Origin of the sequence: Lactiplantibacillus pingfangensis (assembly GCF_005404945.1) — a bacterium.
Classification (GTDB): Bacteria; Bacillota; Bacilli; order Lactobacillales; family Lactobacillaceae; genus Lactiplantibacillus; species Lactiplantibacillus pingfangensis.
Map to the genome: position 1 here is coordinate 1 of NZ_BJDG01000009.1, position 12897 is coordinate 12897.

12 protein-coding genes are annotated in these 12897 nt (G+C 45.2%); 8 read left to right on the forward strand and 4 right to left on the reverse strand.

Features of this window, described 5'->3' with window-relative positions; genetic code table 11:
• Positions 1 to 104: 104 nt before the first annotated feature.
• Positions 105 to 1133: a type I glyceraldehyde-3-phosphate dehydrogenase gene (gene gap, locus FFM74_RS05525; protein ID WP_137625641.1), complete on the reverse strand. Its 1029-nt coding sequence runs from the start codon at positions 1131 to 1133 to the stop codon at positions 105 to 107.
• A gap of 165 nt (positions 1134 to 1298) precedes the next feature.
• Between gap and FFM74_RS05530 the strand changes: the two genes are divergently transcribed.
• Complete coding sequence (locus FFM74_RS05530; RefSeq protein ID WP_137625642.1) at positions 1299 to 2093, forward strand: helix-turn-helix transcriptional regulator; 795 nt, start codon at positions 1299 to 1301, stop codon at positions 2091 to 2093.
• A 586-nt stretch (positions 2094 to 2679) separates the two neighbouring features.
• Positions 2680 to 3168, forward strand: a complete 489-nt coding sequence (locus tag FFM74_RS05535; RefSeq protein WP_137625643.1) for a hypothetical protein — start codon at positions 2680 to 2682, stop codon at positions 3166 to 3168.
• A gap of 82 nt (positions 3169 to 3250) precedes the next feature.
• On the opposite strand, the gene FFM74_RS05540 is transcribed toward FFM74_RS05535, so the two are convergent.
• On the reverse strand, positions 3251 to 4666 hold the full coding sequence (locus FFM74_RS05540; protein WP_171000658.1) for a 4-hydroxyphenylacetate 3-hydroxylase N-terminal domain-containing protein: 1416 nt from the start codon (positions 4664 to 4666) through the stop codon (positions 3251 to 3253).
• A 183-nt stretch (positions 4667 to 4849) separates the two neighbouring features.
• On the opposite strand from FFM74_RS05540, the gene FFM74_RS05545 reads away from it, so the two are divergent.
• From FFM74_RS05545 to FFM74_RS05555, 3 genes are read left to right on the forward strand one after another with little or no spacing between them, the layout of a single operon-like run.
• Positions 4850 to 5431 (forward strand): uracil-DNA glycosylase family protein, encoded by a 582-nt coding sequence (locus FFM74_RS05545; RefSeq protein ID WP_137625644.1) that lies wholly within the window; start codon positions 4850 to 4852, stop codon positions 5429 to 5431.
• 17 nt (positions 5432 to 5448) lie between these two features.
• Positions 5449 to 7008 (forward strand): hypothetical protein, encoded by a 1560-nt coding sequence (locus FFM74_RS05550; RefSeq protein ID WP_137625645.1) that lies wholly within the window; start codon positions 5449 to 5451, stop codon positions 7006 to 7008.
• A gap of 15 nt (positions 7009 to 7023) precedes the next feature.
• Positions 7024 to 8985: an elongation factor G gene (locus tag FFM74_RS05555; protein ID WP_137625646.1), complete on the forward strand. Its 1962-nt coding sequence runs from the start codon at positions 7024 to 7026 to the stop codon at positions 8983 to 8985.
• A 181-nt stretch (positions 8986 to 9166) separates the two neighbouring features.
• On the opposite strand, the gene FFM74_RS05560 is transcribed toward FFM74_RS05555, so the two are convergent.
• A complete protein-coding gene (locus FFM74_RS05560) occupies positions 9167 to 9613 on the reverse strand; it encodes an ASCH domain-containing protein (protein WP_137625647.1) in 447 nt (148 codons plus the stop codon).
• Positions 9614 to 9803: 190 nt separating this feature from the next.
• On the opposite strand from FFM74_RS05560, the gene FFM74_RS05565 reads away from it, so the two are divergent.
• A complete protein-coding gene (locus FFM74_RS05565; RefSeq protein ID WP_137625648.1) occupies positions 9804 to 10844 on the forward strand; it encodes a zinc-dependent alcohol dehydrogenase family protein in 1041 nt (346 codons plus the stop codon).
• 31 nt (positions 10845 to 10875) lie between these two features.
• Here the strand turns inward: FFM74_RS05565 and yaaA are convergent, their stop codons facing one another.
• Positions 10876 to 11622, reverse strand: coding sequence for a peroxide stress protein YaaA (yaaA, locus tag FFM74_RS05570; protein WP_137625649.1), 747 nt, complete (start codon positions 11620 to 11622; stop codon positions 10876 to 10878).
• 99 nt (positions 11623 to 11721) lie between these two features.
• Between yaaA and pepI the strand changes: the two genes are divergently transcribed.
• Both pepI and FFM74_RS05580 read left to right on the forward strand, forming a co-directional pair.
• Positions 11722 to 12621: a proline iminopeptidase gene (pepI, locus tag FFM74_RS05575; RefSeq protein ID WP_137625650.1), complete on the forward strand. Its 900-nt coding sequence runs from the start codon at positions 11722 to 11724 to the stop codon at positions 12619 to 12621.
• Positions 12622 to 12636: 15 nt separating this feature from the next.
• Complete coding sequence (locus tag FFM74_RS05580) at positions 12637 to 12849, forward strand: GNAT family N-acetyltransferase (RefSeq protein WP_349724654.1); 213 nt, start codon at positions 12637 to 12639, stop codon at positions 12847 to 12849.
• Positions 12850 to 12897: the final 48 nt, after the last annotated feature.

Below are 12897 nucleotides of genomic sequence, written 5' to 3' on the forward strand. Positions count from 1 at the left end.
GGACATACAAAAATCCCTCCATGATAATCAGATGAATTATAGTATTTCATCTGACAACCATAGAGGGATCATAACAGATTAAGTCAACATCACTTTTTAGAGCGTTAGTCGAATTCTACCAACTTTTCAAGTGTCCGAATCAACTGGCAAGTAAAGCCATATTCGTTATCATACCAGGCGACGGTTTTAACGAGTTGTTGTTCACCGGCAGTGACAACTTCAGTTTGAGTCGGGTCAAAAATTGAGCCATAAGTTGTCCCAATAACATCGCTAGAAACAATTTGATCTGCATTATAGCCATAAGCTGGGTTGTCAGTCGTTGCTTGACGCATGACAGCATTTATTTGATCGGCAGTCACGTGGTGCTTCAATGTTGTGACTAGTTCGGTAAGCGAGCCAGCCACGACACCAACGCGTTGGGCGTGTCCTTGAAGCTTGCCATTCAAGTTGGGTAAGACTAGACCAATCGCTTTAGCCGCACCGGAAGAATGTGGAATGGTATTTACACCTGCTGCCCGAGCTGCCCGAAAGTTACCGCCACGAACTGGTCCGTCTAGCAACATTTGCGTACTAGTATATGCGTGAACCGTTGTCATGGTTCCCACTTGAATGCCGAAAGCTTGATCTAAATAATAAGCCATTGGCGCTAAGCAGTTCGTCGTGCATGAACCGGCGGAAACGATTTGATCTGTGGCTTTTAAAGTTCCATCGTTGACACCCATCACAATTGTGCGAACGTCGCTACCAGCTGGGGCTGAAATGAGGACCTTGTGTGCGCCAGCCGTCAAGTGTGCTTTTGATTTGGCTTTTGACGTATAAAAGCCAGTGCACTCTAAGACAATATCAACGCCCGCTTCGGTGACCCAAGGCAGCTGCTCAGCCTTCGCTTCAGCGTAAACTGGATAACGTTTTTGATTAACGATAATGGCATGATCGTCGGCAGTTACTGTGGCTGCCAATGTCCCATGAGTTGAATCATATTTTAATAAATGTGCCAATAAAGCTGGTGAAGCTAAATCATTAATGGCCACGACTTCCAAGGCCGTTTTTCCTTGTTGCTGTAAGTCTAAAATACGGCGAAAAGCTAAGCGACCAATACGACCGAACCCATTAATTCCAATTTTTACTGTCATGAAAATTCCTCCTAAAAGTAGACATGCTATAATTTATTTGAATGCTTAGTGACGCACTGTGCGCTCCTAAGTACAAGGACAGTATGGCGGATTAACGGGGTCACAACCAGCTTGAGATTATCCTAGGATAATTGGTCCTAGTTTAAGCAGCAGAGGGGATTACTAATGAATGAAAAAGTCGTTGGTCATTTTTTAACTTATAAACGAACCATGTTAAATCCAGCAGATTTCGGGATTGAAGTCACGAGTCGCCGTCGCGTCAAAGGCTTGCGGCGTGATGAAGTGGCGGACTTGGCTCATGTTAGCGCTGATTGGGTCACACGTTTAGAGCAAGGTCGTCCCGGGGCAACACCGTCAGTTGCGGTTTTGCTAGCATTAAGCCGAACGCTTAAATTAACGACTGCTGAACAACAGTATTTATTTAATTTAATCGGGGCGAAGCTGCCAACAACGATTGAGACTGATTCAGACAGCTTGGCCTATTTAACGGCATTGATGACACAACAGACGCCAAACGTTGCCGCAATTCTTGATCAAAATTTGACGATTAGTGACTGGAATTCGAGTTTCACGAAGGTCTATGGTGATCTCAGTCAACAATCAGCATTGGCGCGCAATTTGTTTTGGCAAACGTTTCGATCACCAAAATTGCGGCGTTTGATGCCCGATTGGTCGACGTATGCGGCTCACCGAACGGCCCAATTTCGTCAGTTGTACAGCACGATGCCGGAGTCTAAGTTCTTGTACGACGTTTTCACCGCAATCAAAGCGGATTCTGACTTTCAAAGAACTTGGCAAGCACTGACGACACAACTATTGCGCCCGTTACCATTATTACTCGATCATCCTGATCTGGGCGACTTGTATTTAACCGAAATTCCCTTACAAACGGTTACGCAGTCATCCTATTTATTGGTTCAAGTGGCCAATGATGTGGCGACTAGCAAGAAGCTGGTTTAACTTGTTTCACGTGAAACATTTAGGCTTGGTCGGTATAGAAGTGTAGCGCAAAAAATACTGACGGCGTCGATTAGCCGACGCCGTCAGTATTTTTTTGCGCTTGAAGGATTATTTGGTTGTTAAAATTACCATAGTTATTACGTCAAACTCGTGTGGGAAAAGTATGTGGCTTTTAATATTGTCAGAATAGCTGCAAATGATTGTATACCGTATTTTTACTTTGCCAATTTCCGCACAGCCCTGAGCTTACGATCAAAACGGCGCGCAATCTGACCAAAGTTTACTTGTCGATCAATTGAAGAACAGAGAAAAAGTTACGGTTGAAGTTGTTAAACAATATCAGCAATTTGATCAGGTCCAAAATTGCGATGGCCTATGAGGTCATTTAGCCATTACGGATTTGACATGTTAGTCATACAACAACGTGAAAGCTCTGATGAGTTGAGCGCTTCGCGATTTGTTTAATGTCATGGGTAACTCGGCTCGTTTTTATTAAAAAGACTTAATCGTTATCCATTTGTTTGTTATATAGAGCTTTATTAAACAAAGGAGTATGATTAAATTGTTGAAAAGGGAGCTAAACATTATGGCAAACGGAGATACAACCATGTTTCACATTCAATTATTTATTGCTTTAGCCATAGTATTCGTTTTTTGGTTCTTCATTATTCGGGCTATCGTGCGCCACCACAGAGCCGTCGTCGCTAGGCGGCCAAAACCAACAGCAGCGCAATTAGCAAAGTCTGCTGAGAGGCAAAAGGCCAATGAAGCTCGTGAGAAAAAAAGAAAATACGACAAAGCTATGTACGATCTTGACATGACGCTTTCGGCAGCACTCGACTCATTCGATATGACGGATTTTTGCATAAATATTGAACCGCCACTTGACGTAATATTTGGTAAGGGCTGTTCGGCTGTGCCACTCAGCAATCGGACGATTGACTTAAACATCCCTGATGGTGATAAAAAGGAGAAAGTTTATACCATCGAAATTGACGGCCACCGTGACGTCTTGCTCGATGGCACAGATGCCTCAACCGCAGAATATTTTGTTGATTACATCAATAATTATTAGTTTTAGGAGGATTTTAATTCCAAATGGCAGCAAAACATAAAAAATGATTCAATGGCACGCTTAGCCATTGAATCATTTTTCTTTATTTTCCTAATAATTTATCCAACATCGCGTCTCCAGCACTCAAATTTTCATCCAAATAGTGTTTTGAGCGAATGCGCATGGGGTCGCCGCCATGATAGTATTCATACATCAATTGACGCTGACCGAAACCGGAGCTTGATAAGTCGAAGGCTAGATTCAAAAGCTTTGAGCGATCTTTGGCGCTCGCGAGTGAGGTGGACAGTGCTTGATCTAAAATCTGACCATTTTCACCATCAAATTCTGCAAAGCCTGGGACGCCGACCATCGAACCGGCAGCGAGCCGTTGTGTGACCTGCATGGCTTCTTCGAAGAAACTAGGCAAGCTGGCGCGGACAGCTAATAGTGCTTGTAAGTCGGGTGTATAGATGCCAAACTCATCCAAGTGACCATTATCTTCCGAGCGGGTAATCGTCCCCTTAATCAATTCTAAGTTGGCGGTTAAGTGACCCAACTTTTCCTGAACGCCTAAGAAGTGATCCAAACCGAGGGTCTGTGCGACCCGGATGGCTAAGCTGGTGGCAAACTCTAATTTAGTAATACCGCGGACCTCATCTTGATGTGACGTATGACCGAAAATGCCAGTCTCAATAAAGAAACGGTTACTCATTTCATAATCGTTTTCGACGAAGACTTGCTTCCAAGGAATGAAGGCATGGTCGAAAACGATGTACGCGTCAATTTCGTCAAGCGCGTTACTCAGCGGGTAGTCGTCTTCCGTATAACCGGGATGATCGAGTAATTTACGGCAAATGATTTTGACACCGGGCGTGTTTAGCGGTGTTGCAAAGGCGACGCCGTAACTGGTATCACCTTTTTCCAACAATAATTCCGGTGGATTGAAGATCAGTAAATCATCCGCAATTGGGGCCATCGTATTGACCATTTTGGCGCCAGAAACGACGATGCCATCTGGACGGCGTTCAATCGTGTGAACACCGGCATAGCCACTAGGAATTGCATTAATTGGCTTGCTGCGGTCAAGTTGCGGGTTTTGCAAGGCGTGACTGATGAAGACATCATTCGCTTTAACCCATTCGGCGTAATGTTTGGCATTCTCCCCAAAGTTGGTGTATTGGTTATGACCTAGAAAGGCGCTCCGCTCTGCTAAGACAGCCATACCCGTAGCTAAAAAGTCGGGTGTGCGGCCAAGCATCCCATTATTGGTTTGTGCAATTTCTTGATAAGCTTGGTGTTTTTGACGCAAATCAGCAACGGTTCGTGGTACCTTGTAAGCAATATCGTAACGGCGCCCGTTTTCGACATAGGTGTGAACGTCAGGATGTTCCTGTTGCAAGTGATAGTATTGATTGTTCAAAGCAAGTGTCTTGCGGAAAATTGGAATATCTGAGACCTTAATCTGTTGACCATTCAAAAAGACGGCGCGACCGTCGTCGAGTTCTTCAATCGTATGCATGTGTGTCCCCCCTCTGAGACTTAGCTCTAGCATACCAAATTAAGCGCTTTCTAGGCGTTGGAAATCATAAACGATGAAAATAATTGTTTTTTCGTTGAAACTCACCTAATTTAACGGCTGAAAAGCGAAGGTATGGTACGCTAGATACAAGCAAAAATGACGTGAGCTTCGGGGGGATAATCAATGACGGCCGATGAAATTTTTCAGGCGATTCAAGCTGATCCACAGAATCAAACTTATACGGCGCAAGGCATTCAACCACTATATCACGTTGCGCCGGATGCTGAAATTTTGCTGATCAGTCAGGCACCTAGTCGTCAGGCCCAAGCATCGATGACTTTTTGGGATGATGCGAGTGGTGATCGACTACGAGCATGGATGGGCATGACTAAAGCCCAATTTTACGACTCAGGTAAGGTGGCCGTTTTACCATTGGATTTCTATTATCCAGGCAAACAGCCCCATGGTGGGGACCTCCCGCCACGTCAGGGATTTGCCGACAAGTGGCATGCGCCACTACTTGAATTAATGCCAAAGATTCGATTAACATTACTGATTGGTGCATACGCCCAAAAGGCTTATTTACGCGATCGACCGAAGACCTTAACGGCGACTGTTGAACATTATGCCGATTACCTACCGGACTATTTTCCATTAGTCCATCCGTCACCACTAAATTACGGTTGGTTAAAACAACATCCGTGGTTTATGACGACTGTTGTGCCAGCGTTACAACAACAAATTGCGAAAATTATGTCCGATTAATTGAAAGAGGAATTTAAATGGCAAAACAAAATAAGCTGTCCAAATATTGGACTGGGTTTCACAAATCGGCGGAATATCAGGAGTGTCTCGTCTATCCAGTCTCCATGGTAAAAGGCGGCATCGAAACAATTTTTGACTCATTACCCGCAACGATTGGAAAATGGGAGTTGTCAGACTTTGCCGGACTTTTAGGTGAACTCAGTAATCTCGCCCTTAACGAAACAGATACGCGTGCCAATCAAATTTTTGATGCGATGTACACGATTATTACTGCTTTTTTGCGATACTTAGCCGAACAACGGGTAATCACGACTACGCCAGCAACTTTAGCGGCATTTTTTCATGATTATGAAGAACAGAATGCGATTTTATTTAACCAGTCAACTGATGATGACTTAGACATGGCGATCAATGTTGATCCGACATTACCTGAATGGCAAGAACGCACAGCGGTTAGCATTCAAAGCTATACGGCTGACTGGGTAATCGCCTATCAACGGAGTGCGGCATGGCAAAATCGACCTGAAGGGGTTAGTGAAGCGTTCTTAACGGTTGTGTTGAATGAGTTCGTTCAGCGTGGTTATAACTATTACCGAAAAACGCCGAAGAGTTGGAGTAAGCGGGTTTTAACTGATATTTTGACGACAACAATCATTACTAAATATGAGTTTTCAGCGGAAGAGTATGCCTTACTTGTCCCAATGTTGACTAGCTTCTTACAATTTGTGGCAGATCAAGGTTGGCTTAATGCGAAACGCGCCGCAGATTATCAACGGTATTTACAAGCTGGTGAAGCGGATATGCTTGCTGGCGCCAAGGATTATGCCGATAATCCTGATGCGTTAGCGATTATTAATCAAAAAATGGTGGCAGCTGGTATTGATCCAAAAGATCCAGATGCGGCTGCAAAATTCGTGGATGAACTGGAAGCAACTGGTGGTTTGGCCGAGTTATATGAGCAATTATATGGTGATAATACGATCGAAGCTGATCAGTCAGAAAACGATGGCGTAGCACCTGAAATTGAAGAAGTGATGAGCAATCCAGCAGCTTTTTCGGGCGTTGCGCAAGTTTATGATCCAGACAAACGCCAGACTTACTTGACCGGGGATCATCGCTCGATTAACGATGGCTGGCTGAAGAAAACGGCAATTGCCGTGCATTCAACCGGTGTTCAAGCAGGATTACGATTATGGTTCCACCGGGAAAATATCGTCTTACCAGCTGGTTGGGATGCGCCGGAAGTAATTTCTAATGTGAGCGGGTTGACTGACCGGCTTTATGCGCAGTGGTTAGTCGCGCCCAATGAATGGACAACCAAAATATTTAGCCGGGTTGGTCAGTGGCTCAAAGACAATCGTTCCCAAGCTGACTATGACGATATGATAACCTTATTAACTAGTTTGATTACCGTGTTAACAGCGGCTGGGATTTTGACGGCGACGCAAGGCAATCAATTACCTGAGGCTTTAAAAGCGGGAAGTACTGCCAAAGTCGTTAGTTCTAAAAAAGTTAAAGGTAAGGTTATTTCAATGAAACAGGCCCGTAAGCTACTCAAAAATAAGAAACATCGCTAGAAAAGGGGGGGTAATATGAAATCATTAGTTGCCGGTGTGATTGCGCATGTTGATGCCGGAAAAACGACCCTTTCAGAAGCGTTACTTTATCGGACGGGGATGTTGCAGCAATTAGGACGTGTGGATAATGGGGATGCTTTCTTGGATCCCGATGATTTGGAAAAACAGCGCGGAATCACGATTTTTTCTCATCAGGCCAGCTTTAAAACACCAACCCTTGCCATGACACTCTTGGATACGCCGGGACATGTGGATTTTGCGAGCCAAACTGAACAAGTGTTAAGTGTCCTCGATTATGCCATTTTAGTGGTTTCAGCGACCGATGGCATTCAGGGCTATACGCGGACGCTTTGGCGATTATTGGCACGTTACCATGTGCCGGTGTTCATTTTTGTGAACAAAATGGATATTGCCGGTACGGCGACTGAACAAGTTTTAGCCCAACTACAAGCGAGTCTTTCCGATCAATGTGTGGCGTTTGATGCTGGTGAGCTGTCTGCGGAAACCTATGAGGCGATGGCGCTGCAAGATGATGACTTGCTGGATGATTTTTTGACTAACGGCAAGTTAGCCGATACGACGGTACAACGCTTAATTCAGCAGCGAGCGGTTTTTCCTTGTTACTTTGGCTCAGCACTAAAAGTGGCTGGCGTGGACGGTCTAATTGCGGGTCTTGAACGCTGGACGATTGAGCCAACGTACCCGACTGAGTTCGGTGCCCGCGTTTTCAAAATTTCGACGGCTGCGTCTGGTGAACGACTAACTTGGCTACGACTTACGGGTGGGCAATTAGTCAATAAGGCCGTTATTTTAAACGAGCAAAAGGTTAACCAAATTCGGGTCTACAATGGTGAAAAATTTAAAATTTGTCCCGAAAGCCATGCTGGTGACGTGTGTGCAATTCCGGGATTAACCGACACTTATCCCGGCCAAGGGTTAGGAGCCTTAGCAGATGAAAAAAAGCCAGTGATGCAACCAGTATTAACGTATCGGCTAGATCCAAATGGTCATGATCTACAGGCTTGTTTGGCGGCCATGCGTCAATTAGAAGATGAAGATCCTCAGCTCAAAGTGACTTGGTCCAGCCAATTGCAAGAACTCCGTGTCCAGATTATGGGGACAATTCAGCTGGAAGTTTTGACGCAACTATTGGCCGAGCGCTTTCAATTAGCGGTTAAGTTTATTGAGGGCAGTATCCTCTATCAAGAGACGGTGACACAAGCTATCGAAGGCGTTGGCCATTTCGAGCCATTACGACATTATTCTGAAGTTCATTTGTTGCTACAACCGGCACCCCGCGGGAGTGGGCTGACGGTTGAAACTGACTGTTCTTTGGAAGTCTTAGGTAAGAATTGGCAACATCAAGTTTTATCAAATTTACAAGCCAAAACGCAACTAGGTGTGTTGACTGGGTCACCATTAACTGATGTCAAAATCACATTGGTCGGCGGTCGAGCAAGCAACGTTCACTCGGTTGGGGGCGATTTCCGTGAGGCAACTTGGCGGGCGGTTCGGCAAGGCTTGATGATGTTAAAACAAGTCAATGGTTGTCAGTTGTTAGAACCTTGGTATCAGTTTCGTTTGATAGTCGGTCAGGATCAAATGGGGCGTGCAATGACGGATGTTCAGCGGATGCATGGTCAGTTTGAGCCGCCAGTGACTGATGCGGCCGGTGTTACGACCTTGACTGGGACGGCGCCAGTTTCTGAAATGCAAGGCTATGCGCAGGTCGTTCGGGCCTACACCCATGGTCAGGGTCAATTGGCAGTTGTGATTGATGGTTATCGGCCTTGCCATGATCAACCTGCTGTCTTGGCGGCACAGCCTTACGATCCTGTCAGTGATTTGGAAAATACTCCCGATTCCGTTTTTTGTGCGCATGGTGCTGGGTATCCGGTGCCATGGGATCAAGTCCCAAGTATGGCTCATTTTCCATATGTGTACAGTGCGTCACAACTTGAAAGCCTAAATTCCTAAAAATCGAGTCTGGGACAAAACCCCAGACTCTTTTTGTAACTCCAAATATTAATAGCCGAAACGTGGAACAAAAGACACGGATGCAACAGAGCTACGAAAACTGAACGATTGAAAGCCCCAATCATCCGGTTTCCTAGGCTATGCTCGGTGGCAAACCGCCTTTTGTCCCACTCTCGATTTTTTATAATGGATACACGACATGGAATCGCTCAAGCACCATTTTGGCCGTTGCTGGATCGAATACTTGGCCCGCTGCCGCATATTCTTGGCTGAAAAAGGCGTCATGGACTTTGCGCCAATAAGCATAACTCCGGTCACCTTCTCCTTCATGGTAAGCATGATCAGCACCCACTTTTGCGTAAGGTGTAATCGTCACGGTATCATTTTTAGTGACGCAAATTGGGATATTTTTAGCATTAAAAATGACATCGTAGGCCCCAACTTGTGGTAAGGGCTCGTCGGTTTCATATAAGTCATAAGCACTAGTTGTGGCGGTCTTGGTACCTGTTAAGACCAATTGTGCCAACGTATCTGGATCAGCACCGAACTGGTACGAACTTTGTAGCGGCGTCTCTACAGGTAATTTTAGCGCGATTTTTGCTTGTTTAAAGAAGTTTTCTGGATTCATTTTAGTGCCTCCCATCGTTGAAATAAGTATACGGCAAAATGTTTCACATGAAACAGCATTAATTTGGGAACACGCTTGCCTTGAAGTGGACTTCAAGGCGTAGACTGGTCATTGTAAATAAAGTTTCTTTTCTCGACGAGTTGAAGTTAACTCGCTACAATTAATTTAATTAAACATGGAGATGATCTTGATGAAAACAGCAGTATTTGTTGAACCAGGAAAAATGGTCGTACAGGAGTTACCAAAAGCACAAGTGAAACAGCCAACTGACGTGGTATTGAAAATTGTCCGCGCCTGCGTCTGCGGTTCAGATCTTTGGTGGTATCGTGGCATTTCAAAACGCCAAGCCAATAGTCCGGTTGGGCATGAAGCCATTGGAATCGTGGAATCCGTTGGCGCTGCGGTAAAAAATGTGAAGCCAGGTGACTTTGTGATTGCACCGTTCACGCATGGTTGTGGCCATTGTGCAGCGTGCTTGGCGGGCTTTGACGGTGATTGCCTAAATAAAACAGATGATGAAATTGTTGGCTATCAAGGGGAATACTTGCGTTTCAAAAATGCGGACTGGGCTTTAGTTAAAGTTCCAGGACAACCGGCTGATTATACCGATGCCCAATTAAATGACTTGTTAGCTTTGTCAGATGTGATGGCAACGGGTTATCATGCAGCAGCGAGCGCAGAAGTTAAAGCTGGTGATACTGTCGTGGTCATGGGTGACGGCGCGGTTGGACTGTGTGGTGTCATTGCCGCTAAACTACTAGGTGCGACGCGAATTATTGCCATGAGTCGGCATGCTGATCGCCAAGCCTTAGCTAAAGAATTCGGGGCCACAGATATTATTGCTGAACGTGGTGATGAGGCGGTCAAAAAGGTGCAAGAGTTAACGGACGGCGCCGGAGCAGACGCAGTTTTGGAATGTGTTGGGACCGCATTGTCGGTTGATACTGCAATCAAAGTTGGGCGTCCGGGTGCGGTAGTCGGTCGCGTCGGCGTGCCACAAAAGGCCGAAATGAATACGAATGAGTTATTCTGGCGAAATATCGGTCTACGAGGTGGGATTGCTTCTGTCACAACCGATGACCGCAAAGTACTGTTAGATGCCGTTTTAAAGGGTGATATTCATCCTGGCAAAGTCTTCACGCAACGTTTCAGTTTGGATGAGATCCAAGCCGCATATGAAGCGATGGATCAACGCCGGGCAATTAAATCATTGTTAGTGATTAGTGATTAGTGCTAAAAAGGCTGGCAGTTGCCAGTCTTTTTTAGTCGATATGAATAAAGACTAATTTTGTCGGCGTTGAGCGCTGGTCATCGAATTGATAGTGCGGATGATCAAAATATTTAAGCTTTGATAATTCAGTTATCTGATTTTCAGCTAAGAAACGTACCATGGCACCACGAGCCATTTTAGCTAAAGTTGCCTTGGTCTTCAATTGACCGTCAACTAGGCTGGCAAAAACGACGGTAACAAATGGTTGTGTCGCGTTTAAATAAGGTCGGATACTTTTAGCGTATTCTTGCGAAGCTAAATTGAGGATTGGCTCAGTTGGTGCCGCAAGGGCTTGATAGAGGCGGTCTCCCCAAAAGTCATACAAGTTCTGACTAGTTCCCACCGTGAGTTTGGCTTGCATTTCCAAACGGTAGGGGACAACGCCGTCAAATGGCCGAAGGATGCCATAGAAACCGGATAGAATTCGCAAGTTATGTTGAATGTATGTTAGACCGGCGTCAGTTAATAGATCGGGGACCATGTATTGGTATTGGATGCCGCTGTAACTTAGAATTGCTGGCGTTAAGTGACGCGTCAGATCAAGTTCTTGCAACCAAGCATAGTTCGGCTGTGCCAGCTTATCACTACAATGCCATAATTGCTTGGCTTCGTTGTATGAGAGTTGTCGTAGTCGTGTCAAAAGTTGTTTGGTTTGATTGAGATAGTCGGGGTTGCCCTGACTATCAAACGTGTCGGTGTCAACGACCATCTTTTTAGCTGGCGCAATAATGATTTTCATACAGACAACTTCTTTCATCAGGGATTATTATGATTAGCTTAGCATAATATGCTGAATTGTAATAAAGTAGGTTTAATCAAAAATAAAAGGGATGAGGGCATGAAAATTCAAACCGGGGCAATGCCGTTTCGAGGCTACCAGACTTACTATCGCATTATGGGGGATCTAACTAGCACGTTGACCCCATTACTGCTGTTACATGGCGGCCCAGGGTCAACACATAATTATTTTGAAGTTTTTGATCAATTTGTTGCCCAAACAGGCCGGCCAGTCGTGATGTACGACCAAATTGGTTGCGGGTTGTCGTCTATCCCAGATGATCCCAGCTTATGGCAGGCGACGACATGGTTGTCTGAGTTACAGGCGTTGCGTGATTACTTAAGTTTGACTAAAGTTCATTTGCTCGGTCAATCCTGGGGCGGGATGCTGGCAATTAGTTACTTGTGCGACGAGCAACCACGAGGTATTCAGAGTCTAATTTTAGCGAGTACCTTATCCTCGGCAAAATTATGGGCACAAGAGCAACATCGTTTGATTAAACTGATGCCAGCTGCTGAGCAGGCGGCGATTGCGCAAGCTGAAGCAACTGGTGATTTTACCACCGCGGCCTATTTAGCGGCCAATGCACACTTTATGATGTTACACGCCACTGGACCACTCACGGCTGATTCACCTGAATTTTTACGCCGACCGAAAAAGGCTGGAACGGTCGCTTATGAAACGGCTTGGGGACCGAATGAATATTGCCCAACCGGAACCCTTCGCGAATTTGACTATACGGCACAGTTAGCCCAAATTAAGCTGCCGACATTAGTGACTAGTGGTGTCAACGATTTATGTACACCGCTGATTGCGAAAACCATGGTGGATCAGTTACCGCACGCCAGTTGGCGGTTATTTGCCCATAGCAGACATATGGCGTTTATTGATGAAACTTCAGCTTATTTTGACCAGTTAACGACTTGGTTGACGGCCCATGATTACGAGGAGGATAAATAATGGTCAAAACTCATTTTGCCAAGTTATCAAAACCGTGGTTATGCGCAGCTAATGTTACGGTCGTTAGAAACCCATTTTCCAGCTGTCAATTGTTGGCAGTTGGACACGATTGCTGAAGAAGCTAAACTAGTCCAGTTATACCAACACGCTGGTTATACGCAATTAGGTCAATATTGTGATGAAATTCAGCCACAAATGCATCTCATTTATTTTGAAAAACGGTTATAAAAAAAGGCCATCCGACGCAGTTACGTCGGGTGGTCTTCTTGATGAGGT